Here is a 19,526-nt window from a genome sequence, read left to right as displayed (position 1 = left end):
GGTGGAGAGAGGGGACCCACCGATGGCAGACGCTCGCCCCGCAGGCACCGGAGCTCCGCAGACGTCCGGCACCCCGCACGGCGCCGGGCCCCAGCCCTGCGCCCCACCCGCCGCGCCGGAAGACGTGACCGGCGAGTTACTCGAACTGTCCCTGGGTTACCTCTACTCGGCGGCCCTGCACACCGCCGCGCGCTTCGGCATCGCCGACCACCTGGCCAAGGGTCCGCGCGGCGCCGACGAACTCGCCAGGGCGGCGGGCGTCGACGGCCCCCACCTCTACCGGCTGCTGCGCTTCCTCGCCACCAAGGGGGTCTTCCGTGAGGACGACGAGGGCCGCTTCCACCTCACCCCGCTCGCGCAGCCGCTGCGCACGGGCGTCGAGCGCTCGCTGCGCGACTACATCATGGTGCGCGGCGAGCCCGTGTTCTGGCAGTCGGCGGCCCGGCTCCACGAGGCGGTCCGCACCGGCAGCACCGCCTTCGAGAACGTGTACGGCGTCCCCTTCTACGACCACGTGGCCGCCGACCCGGACCTGGGCAGGGCCTTCAACTCCAGCATGGCGGCGTTCTCCGAGACCCTCAGCAACGACGTCGTCGACGCGGTGGACTTCTCCGGCGCCACGACCGTGGTCGATGTCGGCGGTGGGCGCGGCGGTCTGCTGCGCGCCGTCCTGCGGCGCAACCCGCACCTGAGCGGCACCCTGGTCGACCTGGAGAGTGTGGTGGCCGGGCATGTGCTCGACACCCCGGAGCTGGCCGGCCGCTGGAGCGCGCGGGCCGGGGACTTCTTCGCCTCCGTGCCGTCCGGCGCCGACGTCTACCTCCTCAAGCACGTACTGGCCAGCTGGCCGGACGAGGAGTGCGTACGCATCCTGCGGACCTGCCGCCAGGCCATGCCCGCGCACGCCCGGCTGCTGGTCGTCAACGCGATGATCCCGGCGGGCAACGAGCCGCACCCCGGCAAGACCATCGACGTGCTGATGATGACGGTCCTGAACGGAAAGGGCCGCACCCGCGCCGAGTACGAGGCGCTGCTCGCCACGGCCGGCTTCGAGGTCGCGCGCGTCCTGGAACCCTCACCGCACGCCTCGGTCGTCGAGGCGGTCCTGGCGGGCTGAGAGCCGGGTACGCCGGGCCGGGCCGGGGGTCGCTCGTCGGCGGCCCCCGGCCGGTCGCGCGAAGGGAGTGTCAGGGCTGGAGCCTGCTGATGTCCCAGCCGCCGTCGCTACGGTCGTAGCGCAGCCGTTCGTGCAGACGGTCCGTGCCGTCGGCCCAGAACTCCACGATCTCGGGGACGAGCCGGTAGGCGGTGAAGGTGGCGGGGCGCGGCAACGGGCGCTGGGGCCGCGCCAACTCCCTTGCCGTGGCCCGCAGCTCGTCCACCTCGGCGAGGCCGTGCATCGTCCGGCTCTGCCGGGAGGCGGTGGACATGGCGTGGGTGAAGACGGGCCGCGCGGACCACCTGCGCTCGGCCTCGGCGTCGGGCAGCTTCTCCACCAGCCCCGCCACGGTGATCTGCTGGCTGGTCTCGCGCCAGTAGAGAACGCCGGACGCCCAGGGGTTCTCGGCCAGTTCGCGTCCCTTCTGGCTGCTGCTGTGGCTGAGGAAGACGAGACCGTCCCTGGTCACGGAAGCGAGCGCCACGATGCGCGAGGAGGACCGCCCCCGGGCGTCGGCGGTGGCCAGGGCCAGGGCGCGCGGCTCCCGTACGCCGTGCGCGACGCTGCTGTCCAGCCAGGAGGTCAGTAACCCCATGGGCTCGGGCGGCGGTGTCAGGAACTCGGGGAACTCCACGTCGACGGTGCCGGTGAGTGTCTCCGAACGGCCGGCGTGGGCGCGGCCGTTGGCGGATTCGGCGGCAGGTCCATGGGGTGCGGGCAGGTCCGGCATGAGAAATCCTTTCGATGGTTTCGCCATGATGGCCTGCCGCCCCGGCGCCGTCGAGATCACCGGTCGGCCTCGCCCCCGCCGAAAACACGCTCGGCCCACCGGCGGCCGATGCGCCGGTGGGCCGAGACGGGTGATCGTTGGTTCAGTGCGTCCGCCGGCCGGGCCCGCGGGTCACTGCGCCATCTCGTACGCCCCCGACAGCGCCTCCACCCGGTCCCAGACGCGCGCCGAGCGGGCCTCGTCGACGACCGGGCGGCGGACGGCGCCGAGCGCCCAGGACTGCTGGGCCTCGGTCGCCGAGTCCTTGCCGTGCAGCTCGACGGCGTGCGCGGAGAAGTCACGTACGAGCACCGCGAACAGCTCGTCCAGCACGTCCTGGTCCAGGTCCGTCAGCCGGGCCTGCTCCAGGATCAGCTGGCCGTGGACGACCAGCGCGAAGAGCTGGCCGACCGCGAGCAGGAGGTCGAGGTCGCGGCTCTGCTCCTCGTCGGGGGCGGCCGTGGTGACGAACGCGCACAGCGCGTCGGCCTGCTGGCGGAAGCGGGCGACGTTGGGCAGCTCGGCGTAGGCGTCGTAGGCGGCACGCCAGTCGTGGAAGCGTACGGAACCCAGGCCGCGGGCCGGGCCCTGCCGGAAGAGGAAGTCGTCGTCGGCCGCGTCCAGCCGACTGGGCACGGCCGGGTAGTCCACCGGCTCCAGGAGGTGGTTGCGCATGAACTTGAGGATCAGCGCGAGGTTGACGTGGACCGTGCCCTCCAGCTTGGGCAGTCCGCGGATCTCGATGGCCGCCTGGGCGAAGTAGTTGTCCTTCTCGAAGCCCTTGGCGGCGATGACGTCCCACATCAGGTCGATGACCTTCTCGCCCTCCGTGGTGACCTTCATCTTCGTCATCGGGTTGAAGAGGAGGTAGCGGCGGTCGTCCGGCCCGGCGGTGCGGAAGTAGTCGACGGCGCGGTCGCTGAACAGCTTCATCCCGACGAGCCGGACGTACGCGTCCGTCAGCTCGCGGCGCACGTGCGGGAAGGCGGTGACGGGGCGGCCGTAGAGGATGCGGTTGCTCGCGTGGGTGACGGCCTCGTACATCGCGTGCTCGCAGATGCCGATCGAGGCGGTGCACAGGTTGAACTTGCCGACGTTGACGGTGTTGAGCGCGGCGTCGAAGGCGGCCCGGCCGGTGTGCAGGATGTCCTGCGGGGTGACCGGGTAGTCCTCCAGGCGGAACTCGCTGACGTACTTCGAGGAGTCCACCACGTTCTTCACCAGGTGGTACGCCGGGTGGCGGCTGTCGGCGGCGAAGAAGACATAGCCGTCCGGGCCCTCGACGTCGGTGCGCCGGCCGAAGACGGAGACGAGGCCCGCGGCGTTGCCGTTGCCGATGTAGTACTTGGAGCCGGTGGCGCGGAAGCCGCCGTCGCCGTCGGGCTCCAGGAGCATGTCGGTGGAGTAGATGTCGGCGCCGTGCGTCTTCTCGGAGAGGCCGAAGGCGAACACCTCGCCCTGGGAGAGCAGGTCGGCGGCGCGGGCGCGCGCGTCGGCGTTGCCGCTCTGCCAGACCGGCCCGAGCCCCAGGATGGTGACCTGCCAGGCGTACCAGTAGTCGAGGCCGTAGAAGCCGAAGATCTCGTTGAGGGCCGCGATCCGGGCCGTGTCCCAGCGCTGGTCCTCCTTCGAGCCTTCGGAGGCCGGGGTGAGGAAGGTGGCGAACAGGCCCTCCTTGGCGGAGAACGCCAGGAAGTCGGCGAGCCAGGCGCGGGAGCGGTAGTCCTCGATGAGCCGGCGCTTGCCGCGTGCCTCGAACCAGTCGACGGTGGCGCGCAGCAGGCGGCGGGTCTCGGGGTCGAAGTGCGCCGGGTCGTAGGTGCGCGGGTTGAACAGCAGGGCGTCGGCCATGGAGGTCCGCCTTTCGGGAAGGGTCGCGGTCGGGGGTTCAGTGGTCATCGGTGGTCGGGGCAGCGGTGGAGAGCCGGCGGACGGTGGCGAGGACGTCGTCGAGCCAGGCGATGGTCATCCGCTCGTACGCGATACCGCCCCGCAGCACGACGTGCTGGAGCTCCTGCCCGGTGCCGAGAGGCGCGGGCGCGGCGGGCCCGGTGAAGTCGCGCAGCTCTCCGGCGAGGTAGTGGGCGAGCCGGTCGCTGTGCACCTGGCGGTGGCGCTCGACCTCCTGGATCACCGCGGCCGGGTCGTCGAAGGCCGCGCCGCGGATCTTCACGGCGAGGTCGTGCCGCAGGCTCTCGGGTTCGATCGGCTCGTGCAGCCACCGGGAGAGCGCGGCGCGGCCGGGGGCCGCGACGGAGTACTCCTTCTTGTCCGGCCGGCTCTCCTGGGCCACCTCACGGACGGCGAGCAGGCCGTCGCTCTCCATGCGCTTGAGCACGCGGTAGATCTGCTGGTGGGTCGCGGTCCAGAAGTAGCCGATGGACCGTTCGAACCGCCGGGCCAGCTCATAGCCTGAGCCCGGCTTCTCCAGCAGGGAGACGAGGATCGCGTGTTCGAGCGCCATACCTCGATCCTTCTATGCAACTCGTTGCATAGCCAAGCCGCACCGCCCGAGTGAGACCCGGATCACCCCCGAAGGCCCCTCGTACGACCTCGCGACGACGGGCCCGCACCGCGCTGGAGGGGTGCGGGCCCGTCGAGCGGCTCAGGGTGGGCCCCGGGGCGAATCGACGCAGATCGGCGGCGCATCACAGCGGATCAGGGCGGGCCGGCCCCCGGTCCGCGACTCTCAGGCCGAGGGGCCCTCGGCGCCGGGAGCGGCGAGGCGCCGCCGGGTCGGTGGGCAGATGCCGGCCCAGGAAGGCGGGCTCGGCCTCGACGGCGCGTTCGTGGCCGTCGAGGAAGGGTTCGTCGTGGCCGCCCGGCATACGGACGAGCTCCCCGGCCCGCGGCCGCGTCCACGGCGGGACCGGGAAGGGCCGCCTGGTCCTGGTCGCAGACGAGGACCAGCAGGGGGCAGGCGACCCGGGCCGCGTGGCGCCCGGCCAGTAGGCCTCGGGCCACACCGCGCGGACCCCCTGCGACGGCGTACGGCGGCCGCGCCCCTCGGCGGCAGGCGCGCGACCGCCCGTATATGAAACATAGATGCGCCGCCGCCAGACTCGGCGCGGAACAACTCGCAGGCCAGGCCGCAGCCGTAGGCCTCTTCGACAGACAGGGAACCCCCGTGCAGCACAACCCGAAGTCCGCCGCCCGCCGACTGGTCGTCCTCGTCCCCGCCCTGCTCGCCGCGCTCCTCGCCGTCTCGGCGCCGGCCCTGTCGGCGACGCACTCGGCGGACACGGGACGGACCTCGCTGGCCGGCGACCCGGGGCACAAGAACGACCACGAGGAGTTCAACACCAAGGCGTGAGAGCGGTCGGCGCGGGTAGCGCTCCGGCCGCGCGGGGTGCCGGGGCCCGGACTACACCGGTACGGCTCCGGTGGCGTCCACCAGCAGCCGCGCCTGCGCCGCCTCGGGCAGACCGGCCCGGGTGAAGGCCTCCAGCGCCTCCCGGGCGTGCGCCAGCGCCTGTTCGTGCTGCCCGGCGTCGGCGCAGACACGGGCGTGGATCAGCAGCGCGTAGCCCCGGTCGCGGTCCCGGTCGGGCACGGTCCGGAAGTAGGCCACCGCACGGGCGGCCGCCTCCCTGGCCGACTTCACACGGCCCAGCACGCGCAGGGTGTCGGCGTACCGGTACAGGGCCTGAGCCCGTCGGCCCGGGATCCTCTCCGCCTCACAGACCTCCAGGCACTGCGCGTAGTCGGCCAGCGCCTGCGGCAACCGGCCCAGTTCGTGCAACGCCTGGCCGCGTACGCACAGCGCGTGGGCGATCCCGTGGGGGTCGGCCATCGCGCGCAGCTCGCTCAGCGCCTCGTCGCAGGCGGGCAGCGCCTCCTCGGCCCTGCCGCCGCGGATCCTGGCCAGCGCGGCGTTGAGGGTGGTCGTCAGCCCGCCCGAGCGGTTGCCCAGCTCCCGTGCGAGGGCGAGCGCCTGGTCGAAGTGGTCGGCCGCGTCGTCGTAGCGCTGCTCGAACTGGGCGATGACGCCGAGGTCGTTGTACACCTGCTGGAGGATGGCGCGGTCCCCGGCCCGGCGGCACGCCTCGGCGGCGAGCTGGGACTCGGAGCGGGCCCGCGCCAGCTGGGTCGCCTGGAGCGCGGCGTTGCCGCAGATGAAGTGGGCGCGCCCGGCCGCGTGGTGGTTGCCGCGCAGCGCCGCGACCTCGGCCAGCGAGCGTGCGGTGAGGGCCATCTGCCCGTACGGGAGGTCCTGGCCGAAGGAGCTGAGGGCCACCAGCAGGTCGGCCGCCACCGTCAGCAGGTCCGGGTCCGCGCCGTCACCCCGGGCGACCAGCAGCTGGACGGCGTGCAGGGCGCAGTCGAACTCGGTCACGACCCAGGCTCGCGCCTGGCCCAGGGTCGCCAGCCGCCGCTCCCCCGGCTCCCCGCCCGCGACGGAGATCGTGCCGTGCACCGGGTCCCCGGGCACCATCCGCTGGAAGGCCTCGGCAGCCATCCGCAGCAGATGGCCCAGCAGCCGGCGCTCCACCAAGGCGTCCGCCCCAGCGGCCCGTTCGGTCTCCGGCCGGGGCAGATGCAGCGCGAAGTCCCGGCCGAGATCGTGGTAGCGGTAGCGCCCGGCCTCCGGTGACTCCAGCAGAGCGGCGTCCACCAGCGCTTCCAGCAGGGTTTCGGTCTCCGCCTCCCCCAGCCCCAGTGCCGCCGCCGCGGCGGACAGACCGATGCCCGGCCAGGCGACCGGGGCGAGCGAGCGGAACACCTTCGCCTGCGGTCCGGTCAGCTGGTGGTAGCCGAGCTCGAAGACGGCGGAGACGGCCAGGTCGTCGGCGCGCAGTTCACTCAGCCGCCGCCGTTCGTCCGCCAGCCGGGCCAGCAGATACGCCACCGTCCAGCCCGGCCGGGCCGCCAGCCGCGCGGCCACGATCCGTACCGCCAGCGGCAGATGGGCACAGGCCCCGACCAGCGCGACCGCCGCGGCCTCCTCCTGGTCGACGCGGTGCGCGCCGACAATGTGCCGCAGCAGGGACAGGGCCTCGCCCGGGCTGAACTCGGTGAGCTGCACATGGGTGCCGGAGGGTACGCCGGAGAGGTGGGCGCGGCTGGTCACCACGACCGCGCAGTGGACCGCACCGGGCAGCAGCGGCTTGACCTGCGCGGTGTCGCGGGCGTCGTCGAGCAGCAGCAGGACCCGGCGTCCGTCGAGGACCGTACGGAAGAGGCGGGCGCGGTCCTCCACCGAGCCCGGTACCTCCTGGCGTGGCACGCCGAGCGCGGCCAGGAAGCTGGCGAGGACCGTGCCGGGGTCGGCCGCGTCCGCGCCCGTGCCGCGCAGATCCGCGTAGAGCTGGCCGTCGGGGAAGTCCTCCTTGACGCGATGGGCCACCCGCAGCGCCAGGGCACTCTTGCCGATGCCGCCCATACCGCTGACCGTGGCGACGGCCAGTGCGGTGCGGTCCCGGTCGGTGAGGGCTTCCCCCAGCGCCACGAGCGTGTCGGCCCGGCCGCTGAAGTCGGCGATGTCGGCCGGGAGTTGCGCCGGGCGCGGCAGGGGCGCCGGGGCCACGGCGTCCAGGTGCTCCTCACGGGCGGGTGGCGCCGCGACGGGGGCGGGGGCGGCCAGTTCGGTGTCCCCGGCCAGCATCCGCTGGTGCAGTGCGCGCAGCTCGGGCCCGGGGTCCAGGCCCAGCTCCCCGGCGAGCACCTCGCGCGCCGACCCGAACACCGCCAGCGCGTCGCCCTGGCGCCCGGCGGCATACAGCGCGCGCATCAGGAAGCCGTACGGCCGCTCGCGCAGTGGCTGTTCGCCGATGAACGCGGTGAGCTCCGGGATTACCTGGGTATGCCGCCCGCGCAGGAGCTCCAAGGAGAAACGTTCCTCCAGGAGCTGTCGGCGCAGCTCGGACAGCCGGGAGCGCTGCTGCTCGGCGTACGGCCCGGGCACGCCCGCCAGCGGTTCGCCGCGCCACAGCGCCACGGCCTCGGAGAGCAGGGCGGCCGCCTCGTCGTGGCGTCCGGCCTCGCCCGCACGTGCCGCGTCGGCAGCCAGCCGCTCGGCGCGGAAGGCGTCGACCGAGGCGGGCGGCACGGCGAGGCGGTAGCCGTCGTTGACGGAGGCCAGCGCCTGCGGATCGCAGCCGCCGCTCTCCAGGATCTTGCGCAGCCGCCATACGTACGTCCGCAGGATCATCACGGCGGAGCCGGGGGCCGTCTCGCCCCACACGGCGCTCATCAGTTCGTGCAGCGGAACGACGTGGCCGGACCGGAGCGCCAGGGCCGCAAGGGTGGCCTGTTGCTGGGGCGGGCCGCCGGGCACGACGGTCCCTTCGGTCCCGATGCCCACGGATCCGAGCACGAAGAATTCCACAGTTCCCCCGGGCGGTGCACACGCACAACTCTCACCGGCCGCTGGTCTCCAGTGGTCTGGCGCGAACCGGTGAACGGAGGGTCATTCTACGTTGCCGGGGAGTTCGGCCAGGTGGGGCACGATGGCGGCCGGCTTCACACCGACGGCCGCCACCTCGGCCAGCGGCACCCACACGAGCCGGTACTGGTTGTCCTCGCGGTCCCGTTCGCTCTCCGGGCCGCCCAGGCGCGGGGTTCCGGTGGCGGGGCCCATCACGAAGTAGTGCTCGGTGCGGCCCGCGTTGTCGTAGGTGAGCAGAGGTGACTCCACGGCCGCCGAAAGCCCGGTCTCCTCGGCCAGTTCACGCACGCACGCCTCCTGCGGCGTCTCCCCTTCCTCGACGCCTCCGCCCGGCAGGGTGTGGTACTCCACCCCCTCCTTGCGTCGGTGGATCAGCAGGACGGAGTCGTCCTGCCGGACGATGGCCACGGCCCGGGACTTCATCGGTTTCTCCCATGATCGATCAGTGTGCGCAGGACGGTAGCGAGGTCGTCGCGCCCGTGCCAGAAGCGCAGGACCAGGGCGGTGCAGACAGCCCGGTCGGTGGGTTCGAGGGTGTCGAGGTCGAGGACGCCGACCGCTCTCATCACCAGGTAGGGGGCTAGCCGGCGGTCGAACAGCCCGGGGCCGAACGCCTCGGCGAACACCTCCAGCAGCCGGTGGAGCAGGTCCGCCCGGGCGGGCGAGAGCCGGTGGTCGAGGTCGATGTGGAGCGTCCCGGTGCGCGGGTCCAGGTGGGTGGCGCACCGCGGGGCCGCGCCTTCGAAGGGTGCCTCCCGCCAGCGGTAGGCGGCCGGGTGGTACTTGGGGAACAGGTGCCCCCCGCCGAGGAAGAGCGACCAGAAGGCGGTCGCGAGCTCGCCGCGCACATCGTTGTGCCCGGCGTTGCTCAGGTCCACGAAGACCGCGCCCCTGCCCACGTTGGTCTCGCTGAAATCGCCCTGGGACAGCACGCAGGCGCGCCCGCCGAGGCCGTCGAAGTAAGCCGCGGTGCCCTCCAGGCACTCCCGCACCGTCACCGGCCGCGGCACCGGGTCGACCACCACCGGCTGGTCCAGCCAGGGTCGTCGGCGCTCGACGTACCAGGGGATCAGCCGTTCGGTGACGCGGTGGGCGAAGAAGGCGTCGATGGGCGAGGACGAACGCACCGTGCGCCGGGCGCAGTTCGCGCGGATACGGTCGAGCAGCGGGCCGACCTCGTGCTCGGGCAGCAGTGTCCCGCCCCGCTCGGCGCGGCACAACATGTCGAACAAAGTGCCGCGCCCCAGCCCCATCGAGGGCAGGTACTCGTACACCATGACCGTTCCCGCGCCGGTGCGCAGCAGGGACAGCAGGGCGGGCACCCGGTTGCCCGCGGCGCCGAACTCCAGGTAACCGGCCAGTTCGGCGACGGCGTTCCGGGCTCGTACGTACTTGAAGAAGTGGGGCCGGCCGTCCCGCTGGGCGAACCCGCAGGTCGAGTTCTTCAGCTCGCTCACGCCGGTGACCAGATAGCCCCAGGACGCCAGTGCGTGCCGCCAGGCCGGGGTGCGGGGGCCGGGGAGTCCCGGCGGCGGGGGAAGTACCTCGATTCCGCTCAGCGCCTCGACGGCCGCCCAGTCCCGCGCCCCGGCCCGCTCGGCGAGCACCTCCCGCAGACAGCGGGCGGTGGCGGGCGCGGTCACGGGGACCCGGCCAGGCCCGCGCGCACCCAGGCAGCCGCCCGGGCCGCGGTCGTCTCCCGCTCGGCTCCCGGCAGACCCAGCGCGTCGGCGTCCTTCAGCAGGTCCACGACGATGTCCTGGACGCGCTGCTGGTAGAGCAGGAAGCTGTCGCGGTAGGCCTCCTTGGGCCCGGCGAAGCGCAGGGCGTCGTCGCCGTGCAGGTCCACTCCGCACTCCCAGTACGAGAAGGTCGGAGCCAGGGCGGCCTTGCGGTCGAAGCACTCCGCGACGGGGGTGCGCAGATGCAGGGTGCGGTGCGGCAGGGTGGCCGGGGCCAGCAGAGCGCTGAGCCACTGCCGGTCGCAGCCGCGGGCCTCCGAGCGGCCCATGACCGAGTAGAGGTAGCGGTCCATGATGACCACGCCGCCCGAGGCGAGGTGCGGCAGCACCTCCCGGTTGACGAGGTCGGTGAGCGAGGCGGCGTACAGCAGGGCCATGGTGTACGGGTCCCAGTTGTCGTACTTGCCGCGCGCCTTGGCGTGCCAGATGAGCGGGTTCCTGATGAACGCGCAGACCCGCACGGACCAGCCGTCCTCGGTCAGGGCCGCCCTCAACAGCTCGATCTGGGTGGTCTTGCCCGCCCCGTCGGGCCCTTCCAGCGCAATGAGCCGGCCCGGAACCACGGCCTCGGCGGCGGCCGCACCGATGTTGCGCACGGGCGCCAGACGGGGGTAGGGCCGGATCACTTCGGCGGGGCCGGGAACGTCGTCGTCGATCTTCACAGTGCGGTACTCCTACGGGTCGTGCGGTGTTTCCGGGGATCGGGTCACGCGGATGCGGATGCGGGGGTGACTGCCGGCGCGGTGGCCAGGTACCGCTCGAACCACTCCAGGACGGACACGGCGACCGCCGCGACTTCCTCGCGTCCCATCTCCCGGTACTCCGGCCGGCTCGGGATCCTGGCCCGGTCCGGGGCCGGGAACATCCGGTCGAAGAGGGCGGAGATGGCGCTGGGGTCGGTCTCCTCGGCCCCGGCGAGCCGCAGCAGCATCTTGGCTGCGTTCAGGACCGTCTTGTACAGGGCGTACGGGCTCGTCTCGACGCCCAGCAGGGGGCGCCGGAGCTCGTGCAGCGTCCGCGCCAGGTACTGGATGGTCTGCTGGTGGCGCTCGGGTCCGCCGAACTCCGGCAGTTCGAGGTCGTCGCTGACGTACTGGCAGGCGATCCGGCCCTGGCCGAGCGAGTACAGGGTGCTGAAGGTGCGCGAATCGCAGCGCTGGAGCAGCAGTTCATGCCGGGTCAGGACGGTGACGCCGAGTTTGACGTCCACCGCGGAGCGCAGCCGCGCCAGTTCCCCGGCGAGAGCGGCGGTGGAACCGGCTTCGACGCCCACCAGGACGTCCAGGTCGCTCAGTTCGGGGTCGGCGGTGCCGAATCCGACGCTGCCCGCCACGACGAACAGCAGCAGCCGTTCGCCGAGCGCGGACCGCAGCCCCGTCAGTGTGGTGGCCGCGGCCCGGCGCAGCGCCTCCGGGGCGGGCAGCTCCAGGGGGCCGGCCATCCGCGGAGCCGGGGCGGGCGCGGCGGCACCGGTCATCAGCCGGTCGAGGGCGAGTTCCAGGCCGGGGCGCGGGCCGGTGTTGTCGATCAGCAGGTCGCACTCCCCCGCGATCGCGTCGGCTCCCCGGGACAGCTTCACCTCGTCGTTGCGGGCCAGGGCGTCGGGGCCGACGAGCGAGCGCCGGGCCCGGACGGGCGCCGCGGCGTCCAGGTAGACCACGCTGAGCCGCTCACCGAGCAGCCGCTTCAGCTCCCGGGTCAGCCCGGGCCTGTGCAGGCTCTCGATGGTGTAGTCGCGCAGGTAGTAGTGCGCGCGGGCATACCGGTCCAGTTCGTCGACCACCAGCTCGGCCAGCCGTCTGGGCTCCTCCTCGTACGGCATCGCGAGACCGTGCCGGGCGGCGGCCAGGTCGACGAGGTACCCCAGCTTCAGCCGGGTGGTCCCGAACCGGCGGCGGAGGTACTCGCCCGCGCTGCTCTTGCCGCTCTCCGACAGGCCGCCGAGACCGATGACCCGCCGGACGTCCTCCAGCAACGGCCGGGTGTGCAGGCCGACGTCGGCGAGATGGGCGCGGAGCTGGTTCTGCACGTCGATGATTCCCGTGCGGTCCGCCTCGATGACCGCGTCGTGGCGGGAGCGGCGGGTTTCGAGCGCGGCGTGCAGCAGATGCTGGTAGTGCGTGTACCGCTCGTCCGCGGCCCTCTCCCGTCCGATGCTGAGCGCGGCGCCCTCGGCCGGTGAACCCAGGGACAGCAGCACGCTGTACGTCTCGGGGTCCCAGTCGCCCAGCACCTCCGCCCGGACGCCCGCGACCAGGGCCTCCGCGTCCCGCGCCGACCGGCCGTCCTTGAGCATCACCGAGGCGACGCAGCTCGCCTCCACGGTGGCCAGGCCCCGGTCCAGGATCACCCAGGGGTGCCGGCCGGTGAGCGCGTCCAGCCGTCGGCCGTAGCCCTTGAGGAGCAGGCGGACCAGCTCCTCGCTCCGCGACTCGGTGAACCACCAGTGGGCCAGCTCGTCGCCGGAGAGCTTCGGCCACTGCGGAAGGTAGTGGTGGACACCCGCGCCGACGCACACCTCCTCGCCGGTCGCGCCGCGCAGCAGCCGGAGCTGGGTGGTCTTGCCCGCGTTGTCGGCGCCGTCGAGCGCGATGACCCGGGGCCGGGCCGGGCTGCGGGGCCCCGCGGCGGGCCGGTGGCCGTTCACGAGGCCCAGTCCCGCTGGAAGTCGGTGTGCAGGCTCAGGCCCCCGTCGATGAGCACGGACTGCCCGGTGATGTAGCGCGCGGCGTCCGACAGCAGGAACAGGGCGAGAGTGGCCACCTCCTCGGGCTGCCCGATCCGGCCCAGCGGGATGCGGGCCTCGGCGCGGGCCCTTCTGTCCCGGTCGGACACCCAGTCCCGGTTCATGTCCGTATCGATGGCACCCGGGGCGATGGCGTTGACCCGGATGCCGTGCGCCGCGTACTCCAGGGCCAGGGTGGCGGTGAGCATCCGCAGCGCCGCCTTGCTCGCCGCGTAGCTGGCGAACCCGGGCTTGGGCACCGTCTCGTGGACGCTCGTGATGTTCAGGACCGCGCCGCGGACGCCCGCGCCGACGAAGTGCTCCAGAGCCGTCCTGGCGCACAGGAACGCGCCGACCAGGTTGGTGTCGAGGACCCGGGAGAAATCCGCCAGAGAATGGAGATGGGCCGCCGAGGGGAGCTGTTCGCCGGCATTATTGACCAGAAAGTCGAGAGAGCCCGTTTCGCTCAGTGCGAGCTGGAACATGTCCTTAACCGCGCCTTCCGACGAAACATCCGCCTCGATGAGGCGGTAGTCGGCGCCGAGAGCGTCCAGGTATTCCCGGGTCTCCTTTTCACGGCGAAGTCCGTCCGTACTGCTCCAGTCCCGGTCGTTGAGGACCACACGGGCACCGGACCGGGCCAGCCCCCAGGCTATCGATCGGCCGATCCCGGAACCCGCACCGGTTATCAGGGCGCCTTTGCCTGCCATCGGCAGCTGGTCGGTCATGGCTGGTCGAACCCCTCTCGTCTGCTGGTGAGCAGCCCAGACTGGCAAGCCGCCATATACCGCTGATCTACGCTCCGACAGCCCCGCATATACACCTCATCAACGAATTATCTATACACGAGGAAAACGAGCGATTCTCTTCGATCCGGGGTTGACCCGGCGTTTTTCATCGCTCTATGTTTCTGGGGCACCCCCGACCGAACGAGAACGAGGAGGGAGGAAACGAAAATGCGCGCTCACAAGGTCTCGCTCCGTCCGCGTCTGGACAAGACGTCGACGAAGCAGCGGTAATTTCCGCTCATAAAAGCAGGGCGGAGCACGCGCTCCGCCCTGCTTTGTCTCTCCTCGCGCAAACGTCCCGGAAACCCGCTGTAACCCGTCCAGAAACCCATGGAAAGGCCGAGATGCCGCCCTCGCCCACCGCCGTCGTACCCTCCGCACTGCCGACGATCGCGCTGCTGGACGAGCGGCTGCGCACGACGAGCGTCTGCCTCGCCGTCCGCTACGGCTCCCGCGACGACCCGGCCGAACACGGCGGTCTCGCCCATCTGCTGGAGCACACACTGATGTCGGCCCCACTCGACGGGCGGCCCTCGTTCTGCGAGCAGGTGGAGCGCCTCGGAGGCAACGCCAACGCCGAGACCGGCCTCGACATCATGCTCTTCTACGCCCAGGTGCACGCCGACGACGCCGACGCGGTGGTCCGGCTGCTGCACCAGGCCGTCCTGCGGCCGGCGTTGACCGAGGCGGTGTTGCACACCGAGCGTGACGCGGTCCTTCAGGAACTCGCCGCGGCCCGGGCCGACCCGGGCGACGTCGTCCAGGACGCCTTCCTCGCCCAGCTCTTCCCCGGCCACCCACTGGGGCGCCCGGTCGGCGGCGACGTCGAGCAGATCCGCCGCATCAGCCTGGCCGACGTCATGGAAGGACACCGCGCCAGGTTCCTCACCAGTGCCATGACGCTGGTGGTGATCGGACCCCGGCTGCCGCGGCTGGACGGGTTGGGACGGACCGTCGCACCCGCCGCCCTCCCCGCTCCCGCCCGGCCCCTGCCCCCGATCGCCCCGGATTCCGCCGTCGTCTGGCCCGAGGAGTACGGCTGGGTCTGCGTCGGCGCCCGCTCCCCCGCGGCCGACGACCCCGGGCGCCGCCGCTTCGCGGTCCTGGCCCAGCTCTTGGGCGACAGCCCCTCGTCCCCGCTCTACCGCAGACTGCGCAACGAGGCCGGTCTGGCGTACTCGTTCGCGTGCTGGGACCGCGGCTACCAGGAGGCCGGAGCGTGGCGGGTGCTGGTCGGTGTCGAGCCCGGCAACGGCGAGACAGTCGTGGGCATCGTGCGCGCGCTCCTCGCCGAACTGGCGTCCGCCGGCCCCGATCCGGAGGATCTGGCGGCGGCCCGCCGACAGGCCCGGATGCGGCTGATCCTGGACAGCGAGTCGCCGCTGGACCAGCTGCGCATGGTCGCCCAGCGCAGCCGTGCCGGCACCACCGCGTGGTCACTGACCACGGAGCTGGCCGGCCTGGACCGCGTGGACGCCGAGCAGGTCCGCGCCGCCGCGGCCGAGGTCCTGGACGGGCTGACCGTCGTCGTACGACCGGAGGCGTCATGAGCACCCCCGCCCTTGCCGCCCCCGCCTATCTGGCCTGGGCCCACGAGCAGGACATGCGGGCCGAGATCGGCCCCCACACCTATGTGGCGGGGGCGCAGACCGACCCCATCACCCAGGAGCGGCGCTGTCTGGTGGAGTACGCGGCACCGGAGCTGCTCGCCGCTCCCGCCGCCCTCGCCGAGCTGGAGCGGCGGCTCGCCGAAGCCCACCCGGACGCCGAAGCCCTGTTGCTGCGGACGCCCGGTGACACCCCGCTGCCCGCTCCCTGGCGTCCGTCGGTCAGTTACGTGCGCCACACCGGCGCCGTACCGCAGGCCGCCCAGCAGCCCCCCGCCGGGCTCGCCGTCGCACCGGCCGGGCCGGAGCACGACCGACTGATCGCCCACTGGCTGGTCCGCGCCATCGCCGACGGCTACGGCCCCGCGTCCGGGGACACCCGGCGCGCCGAACTGGTCGACACCGCCGCCCGGGAGGTACTGGACGCCCCCGACCGGGTCTCCTTCCTGCTGACCCGCGACGGCCGCCCCATCGGGCACGCGTCCGTGCTCACCGCCGCCCGGGACGAGGTCACCGGCGTCGAGTTCGCCGACCTCTTCGACCTGCTGGTCGACGACGCCGACGCCGTACGGCCCGGCACCGCGGCGCTGGTCGCCGCTTGTGCCGCGCTCGCCGCCGAACGGGGCCGTCCGCTGTTCGGCAACGTCGTGCACGACAGCACCGGCCCCGACGGCGGGGCCCGGGTCGTGGCCGCCCTCCAGGAGCGCGGCTGGCGCCTCGACCACCGCTTCTGGCGCCGCCCCCGCCCCGACGAGGAGACCCCCGTATGAGCACCACCGTCCGCGTCGACCCGGTCGATCTGCCGCTGCTCTACCGCTTGTTCGACCTCTCCCCCGACGAGGACCTGCGTGTTTTGGTCCGCCGCGCCCGGGCCACCCGGGAGGCCCTCGTCCAACTGGTCTTCTCCGTCGCCGAGCGGGCCGGGCACCGCCTCGGCACCGGTTCCGCCGACGAGCTGCGCCGCGCCCGCGCCCGCGCGGACGACTACCGGCGGCTGCACACCGCGATCGGTGCCGCCCACCCGGTCCACGTGCTCAAGGGCCCCGCGATCTCCCAGCACTACCCCGAGGGCGTCCTGCGGCCCACCGGCGACCTCGATCTGGTCGTCGCGGACGAACGGGAACTCTGGGCCGTGGTCCGGGTGGTGCTCGACCACCGACCCGTCGAGAACCTCGACTACTCCGTGGTCGACGGCGAGCGGCGGCACATGATGGCCACCCTGTCCTGGGCGCCGCTGGATCCGCTGCTCGACCGCGACGCCAAGGTCGACGTGGGCACCGCCGCCTACTTCGGGGACGGCGCGGCGCTGCCCGTGCGCTCCCGGCCGCCGTCCGACGAGGTGCTCACCAGTCTCCTGGCGATAGCGGAGGAACGGTTCCAGCGCGCCTTCCACGCCGTCGACGCGATCGACGTGATCGTGCTGTCCCAGGTCGGCCCGGAGTCGGTCGCGGCGGCCGAGACGACGGTCCGCGAGTTCCGGCTGGCCCCGGAGGTGACGGAACTCCTCGCCCACGCCGGGCGGTGCGCACCGCTGGGCCCCTTCGAGGAGCTGCGCCGACGGCTGGAGCCGGCCGCCGGGCAGGAGCGCGAGCGGCGTTCCGCGGCGACCGCCGCGCCGCCCCCACGGGTCCGCTACGGCATGGGGCTGCGCCGGGCCCACCGGCCCGACTGGCGCCGCGCGGTGGAGCACCACGCGGGCGGCGACACCCTGATGCTGACCCCGGTCGGCGACTATCTGCTGGTCGAGTCCGAGCTGGTCGCGCCGGACCGCTACGAGGCGGCCCTCGCCGCCCTCCCCCACCTGCCCGAAGGACCCCGATGAGTGCGATCGAGACACGCGCGCTGTGCCGCGACTACGGCGAGGGCCGGGCCGGCGCGAAACGCGCCCACGCCCTCACCGGTGTGGACCTCACCGTCGAGGCCGGTGAGGTGCACGGCCTGGTCGGCCCCAACGGCGCGGGCAAGACCACCCTGTGCAAGATCCTTTCCACCGTCCTGGAGGCGACCTCCGGCACCGCCTCCGTGCTGGGGCACGACGTCGGCACGGACGCGGCGGCCGTCCGCCGCGACATCGGGATCGTCTTCGGCGGCGACCGCGGTCTGTACGGACGGCTCAGTGCCCGGCAGAACCTGCGTTTCTGGGCCGCCATGTACGGGCTGCACGGCCTGGCGCTGCGCCTGCGGGTCGACGCGCTGCTGGAACGCCTCGGCCTCGCCGACCGGGCGGGCGACCGCGTCGACACCTTCTCGCGCGGTATGAAGCAGCGGCTGCACCTGGCCCGCGGGCTGGTGGGCGATCCGAAGGTGCTGCTCCTGGACGAGCCCACGGTGGGCATGGACCCGGTGGCCGCGCGCGACTTCCGCGGCTTGGTCGGGGAGATGCGCGCGGAGCGCAGGACCGTGCTGATGACCACCCACGACATGGCCGAGGCCGAGGCGGTCTGCGACCTGGTGACGATGATCGACCGGGGGCGCGTGCTGCTCACCGAGACCCCGGCCGAGATCGGCCGTGTGGTGCCCCGGTACGAGCGGGTGGTCGCGGGCGGTGTCCCCGCCGCGACACGGCAGGCGCTCACCGCGCTGGAGGGCGTCCTCGCGGTCGAGGCCGAACCGTCCGGCCGGCTGCGGGTGGAGACGGCCGGCTCCTCGGTCACCCGTACCGTGCTGCGGCTCCTGGTGGAGGCCGGGGTGTCCGAACTCTCCACCCAGCGGCCCAACCTGGAGGACGCCTACCTCCACCTCATCGGCGACCGAGGGATGGCGGTCGGCTGATGCGGATCTTCTTCACCGGTTTCCGGTTCCAGCTCCGCGTCGCCCTGGGCGCCCCGGACACTCTCCAGATCTGTGTCACCGCACCGCTGTTCACGCTGGTGTTCATGGCCATCTCGGAGCACGCGGGACGGCCCGACCTCGCCCCGTTCGCCATCGTGTCACCCACCCTCATGTCCCTGTGGACGCTGGCCCTGTTCATCGCCGGTGAGCTGATCGGCGACGAGCGCAGGTCCGGCACCCTGGAGGCGCTGATCGCCGTACCGGCACGGCTGTCCACCCTGGTGATCGGGCGGATCTGCGCGGTGACCACCCTCGGTCTGCTCTCGTTCGCGGAGGCGTGGCTGGTCGCCGGGCTGGTCTTCGACCGGTGGCTGGCGGTGCGCCACCCACTGGTGTTCGCCGTGTGCCTGGTCGTCACGGCGCTGGCGATGGCCGCGACGGCGACGATCTTCTCCCCGCTGTTCATCCTGATGCCCTCGGCCCGGACGGTCCAGAACACCCTCACCTATCCGTTCTACCTGCTCAGCGGAGTCCTCATCCCCGTGGCGATGCTGCCGTTCTGGCTCCGTCCGGCCTCCCACGCGATCTTCCTGTCCTGGAGCGGGGACCTGCTGCGCGACAGTCTGGCCACCCCGGCACCGCACGACGTGGCCGCCCGGCTGGCCGCGGTCCTGGCGCTGGGCTCCGCGAGCTATCTGATCGGAACGGCGCTGCTGCACCGCGTACTGCGCCGGGTCCGCCGACTGGGAACGCTGTCCCACTCATGAGCCCGACGACATCGATCACCGAGCCCGCGCGCATCATCCGCTACAGCGCCGCCAACGCGCTGGCCGACATGCGCGCCATGTACACCTGGAAGACCTGGACGTTCGGCTGGCTGGGCCGGATGCTGGCCCAGGTCACCTTCTTCGCCGTCTTCGGACACGTCATCGGCTCCGCCGAGCAGACCCGCTACCTCCTCGTCGGCAACGCCGTCATGACCTGCGTCATCGAGTCGATGATGGTGATCGTCTCCACCACCTGGGAGCGCCGGGTCGGCACGCTCAGCCTGCTCAGCGCGGCCCCGGCCCCGCTCTCGTGGGTGTTCATCGGCCGCAGTCTGCAGTGGCCGGTCAGCGGTACGGCCACCTCACTGGCCGCGCTCTTCGCCCTGGGACCGGCGTTCGGGGTGCGCTGGCAGGCGGGGCAGATCGCGCCCGTGACGGCCCTGGTCGTCCTCACCGCGGCGAGCACCTACTGCTTCGGCCTGTTCGTCGCGGCGGTGGCCTTCAACGCCGACGGCGCCCGCAACATCATCTCCAACGCCACCTATCTGCTGATGATGGCGGTCTGCGGAGTCCAGGTGCCGACTTCCTACTGGCCCGACTGGGTGCGGGCGGTGGCGCAGGCGATCCCCCTCACCCAGACGCTCAAGGCGATCCGTTCCGTCGTCGCCGGTGCGGGGGCCGCAGACGCCCTGGTCCCGGCCTGCTGGGCGGTGCTGCTCGGCGCCGCCTGGCTCACCGCGGCGACCTGGATGTTCCGTCTGATGGCCCGGCGGGGCCGGCGTACCGGCTCGATGGGAGCGGGTGCCTGA

General features: G+C 72.7%; 18 protein-coding genes. 8 read left to right on the top strand and 10 right to left on the bottom strand.

The features are described 5' to 3' along the window. The first annotated feature begins 22 nt into the window (after nucleotides 1-22). A complete protein-coding gene (locus ACZ4MU_RS22035) occupies nucleotides 23-1,117 on the top strand; it encodes a methyltransferase (RefSeq protein ID WP_467879166.1) in 1,095 nt (364 codons plus the stop codon). A 70-nt stretch (nucleotides 1,118-1,187) separates the two neighbouring features. Here ACZ4MU_RS22035 and phzG read toward each other — a convergent pair whose 3' ends face one another. From phzG to ACZ4MU_RS22015, 4 genes are all read right to left on the bottom strand, one after another. Then, complete coding sequence (gene phzG, locus ACZ4MU_RS22030; protein WP_467879163.1) at nucleotides 1,188-1,889, bottom strand: phenazine biosynthesis FMN-dependent oxidase PhzG; 702 nt, start codon at nucleotides 1,887-1,889, stop codon at nucleotides 1,188-1,190. Nucleotides 1,890-2,060: 171 nt separating this feature from the next. Further along, nucleotides 2,061-3,779: an acyl-CoA dehydrogenase family protein gene (locus ACZ4MU_RS22025; protein WP_467879161.1), complete on the bottom strand. Its 1,719-nt coding sequence runs from the start codon at nucleotides 3,777-3,779 to the stop codon at nucleotides 2,061-2,063. 37 nt (nucleotides 3,780-3,816) lie between these two features. Continuing rightward, complete coding sequence (locus ACZ4MU_RS22020; RefSeq protein WP_467879158.1) at nucleotides 3,817-4,392, bottom strand: PadR family transcriptional regulator; 576 nt, start codon at nucleotides 4,390-4,392, stop codon at nucleotides 3,817-3,819. A gap of 184 nt (nucleotides 4,393-4,576) precedes the next feature. Continuing rightward, entirely contained in the window at nucleotides 4,577-4,756 is a 180-nt protein-coding gene (locus ACZ4MU_RS22015; RefSeq protein ID WP_467879156.1) for a hypothetical protein, read from the bottom strand. A gap of 299 nt (nucleotides 4,757-5,055) precedes the next feature. On the opposite strand from ACZ4MU_RS22015, the gene ACZ4MU_RS22010 reads away from it, so the two are divergent. Further along, nucleotides 5,056-5,241 (top strand): hypothetical protein, encoded by a 186-nt coding sequence (locus ACZ4MU_RS22010; protein WP_467879154.1) that lies wholly within the window; start codon nucleotides 5,056-5,058, stop codon nucleotides 5,239-5,241. 51 nt (nucleotides 5,242-5,292) lie between these two features. On the opposite strand, the gene ACZ4MU_RS22005 is transcribed toward ACZ4MU_RS22010, so the two are convergent. The 6 genes from ACZ4MU_RS22005 to ACZ4MU_RS21980 all read right to left on the bottom strand — a co-directional run bounded on the left by ACZ4MU_RS22005 (nucleotide 5,293) and on the right by ACZ4MU_RS21980 (nucleotide 13,511). Then, entirely contained in the window at nucleotides 5,293-8,244 is a 2,952-nt protein-coding gene (locus ACZ4MU_RS22005; RefSeq protein WP_467879152.1) for an AfsR/SARP family transcriptional regulator, read from the bottom strand. Nucleotides 8,245-8,337: 93 nt separating this feature from the next. Next, nucleotides 8,338-8,739, bottom strand: a complete 402-nt coding sequence (locus ACZ4MU_RS22000) for an NUDIX domain-containing protein (protein WP_467879150.1) — start codon at nucleotides 8,737-8,739, stop codon at nucleotides 8,338-8,340. Continuing rightward, entirely contained in the window at nucleotides 8,736-9,959 is a 1,224-nt protein-coding gene (locus tag ACZ4MU_RS21995) for a hypothetical protein (protein ID WP_467879147.1), read from the bottom strand. Before ACZ4MU_RS21995 ends, ACZ4MU_RS22000 begins: the two co-directional genes overlap by 4 nt. After that, nucleotides 9,956-10,720: a dTMP kinase gene (locus ACZ4MU_RS21990; RefSeq protein ID WP_467879145.1), complete on the bottom strand. Its 765-nt coding sequence runs from the start codon at nucleotides 10,718-10,720 to the stop codon at nucleotides 9,956-9,958. The genes ACZ4MU_RS21995 and ACZ4MU_RS21990 overlap by 4 nt, the downstream gene beginning before the upstream one ends. A gap of 44 nt (nucleotides 10,721-10,764) precedes the next feature. After that, complete coding sequence (locus ACZ4MU_RS21985) at nucleotides 10,765-12,705, bottom strand: hypothetical protein (protein ID WP_467879143.1); 1,941 nt, start codon at nucleotides 12,703-12,705, stop codon at nucleotides 10,765-10,767. Further along, complete coding sequence (locus ACZ4MU_RS21980; RefSeq protein WP_467879141.1) at nucleotides 12,702-13,511, bottom strand: glucose 1-dehydrogenase; 810 nt, start codon at nucleotides 13,509-13,511, stop codon at nucleotides 12,702-12,704. The genes ACZ4MU_RS21985 and ACZ4MU_RS21980 overlap by 4 nt, the downstream gene beginning before the upstream one ends. 404 nt (nucleotides 13,512-13,915) lie before the next feature. Between ACZ4MU_RS21980 and ACZ4MU_RS21975 the strand changes: the two genes are divergently transcribed. From ACZ4MU_RS21975 to ACZ4MU_RS21950, 6 genes are read left to right on the top strand one after another with little or no spacing between them, the layout of a single operon-like run. Beyond that, nucleotides 13,916-15,121 (top strand): M16 family metallopeptidase, encoded by a 1,206-nt coding sequence (locus tag ACZ4MU_RS21975; protein WP_467879139.1) that lies wholly within the window; start codon nucleotides 13,916-13,918, stop codon nucleotides 15,119-15,121. Next, entirely contained in the window at nucleotides 15,118-15,948 is an 831-nt protein-coding gene (locus ACZ4MU_RS21970; protein ID WP_467879136.1) for a hypothetical protein, read from the top strand. Before ACZ4MU_RS21975 ends, ACZ4MU_RS21970 begins: the two co-directional genes overlap by 4 nt. Beyond that, nucleotides 15,945-17,000: a nucleotidyltransferase family protein gene (locus ACZ4MU_RS21965; RefSeq protein ID WP_467879133.1), complete on the top strand. Its 1,056-nt coding sequence runs from the start codon at nucleotides 15,945-15,947 to the stop codon at nucleotides 16,998-17,000. Before ACZ4MU_RS21970 ends, ACZ4MU_RS21965 begins: the two co-directional genes overlap by 4 nt. After that, a complete protein-coding gene (locus ACZ4MU_RS21960) occupies nucleotides 16,997-17,950 on the top strand; it encodes an ABC transporter ATP-binding protein (RefSeq protein ID WP_467879130.1) in 954 nt (317 codons plus the stop codon). Before ACZ4MU_RS21965 ends, ACZ4MU_RS21960 begins: the two co-directional genes overlap by 4 nt. Continuing rightward, nucleotides 17,950-18,717 (top strand): ABC transporter permease, encoded by a 768-nt coding sequence (locus ACZ4MU_RS21955; protein WP_467879127.1) that lies wholly within the window; start codon nucleotides 17,950-17,952, stop codon nucleotides 18,715-18,717. Before ACZ4MU_RS21960 ends, ACZ4MU_RS21955 begins: the two co-directional genes overlap by 1 nt. Then, nucleotides 18,714-19,526 carry an ABC transporter permease gene (locus ACZ4MU_RS21950; RefSeq protein WP_467879125.1) on the top strand — a complete coding sequence of 271 codons (813 nt, stop codon included), beginning with the start codon at nucleotides 18,714-18,716 and terminating at the stop codon, nucleotides 19,524-19,526. Before ACZ4MU_RS21955 ends, ACZ4MU_RS21950 begins: the two co-directional genes overlap by 4 nt.

The organism is Streptomyces sp. NPDC026377 (genome assembly GCF_055567715.1).
This window is presented reverse-complemented; position numbering and strand designations above follow the sequence as displayed.

Coding starts and splice junctions, on each gene's coding strand:
- ACZ4MU_RS21965 (WP_467879133.1), top strand. CDS start 15,945: ATGAGCACCACCGTCCGCGTCGACCCGGTCGATCTGCCGCTGCTCTAC.
- ACZ4MU_RS22025 (WP_467879161.1), bottom strand. CDS start 3,779: ATGGCCGACGCCCTGCTGTTCAACCCGCGCACCTACGACCCGGCGCAC.
- ACZ4MU_RS21950 (WP_467879125.1), top strand. CDS start 18,714: ATGAGCCCGACGACATCGATCACCGAGCCCGCGCGCATCATCCGCTAC.
- ACZ4MU_RS21955 (WP_467879127.1), top strand. CDS start 17,950: ATGCGGATCTTCTTCACCGGTTTCCGGTTCCAGCTCCGCGTCGCCCTG.
- ACZ4MU_RS22000 (WP_467879150.1), bottom strand. CDS start 8,739: ATGAAGTCCCGGGCCGTGGCCATCGTCCGGCAGGACGACTCCGTCCTG.
- ACZ4MU_RS21980 (WP_467879141.1), bottom strand. CDS start 13,511: ATGACCGACCAGCTGCCGATGGCAGGCAAAGGCGCCCTGATAACCGGT.
- ACZ4MU_RS21960 (WP_467879130.1), top strand. CDS start 16,997: ATGAGTGCGATCGAGACACGCGCGCTGTGCCGCGACTACGGCGAGGGC.
- ACZ4MU_RS21970 (WP_467879136.1), top strand. CDS start 15,118: ATGAGCACCCCCGCCCTTGCCGCCCCCGCCTATCTGGCCTGGGCCCAC.
- ACZ4MU_RS22035 (WP_467879166.1), top strand. CDS start 23: ATGGCAGACGCTCGCCCCGCAGGCACCGGAGCTCCGCAGACGTCCGGC.
- phzG (WP_467879163.1), bottom strand. CDS start 1,889: ATGCCGGACCTGCCCGCACCCCATGGACCTGCCGCCGAATCCGCCAAC.
- ACZ4MU_RS22015 (WP_467879156.1), bottom strand. CDS start 4,756: ATGCCGGGCGGCCACGACGAACCCTTCCTCGACGGCCACGAACGCGCC.
- ACZ4MU_RS21975 (WP_467879139.1), top strand. CDS start 13,916: ATGCCGCCCTCGCCCACCGCCGTCGTACCCTCCGCACTGCCGACGATC.
- ACZ4MU_RS22020 (WP_467879158.1), bottom strand. CDS start 4,392: ATGGCGCTCGAACACGCGATCCTCGTCTCCCTGCTGGAGAAGCCGGGC.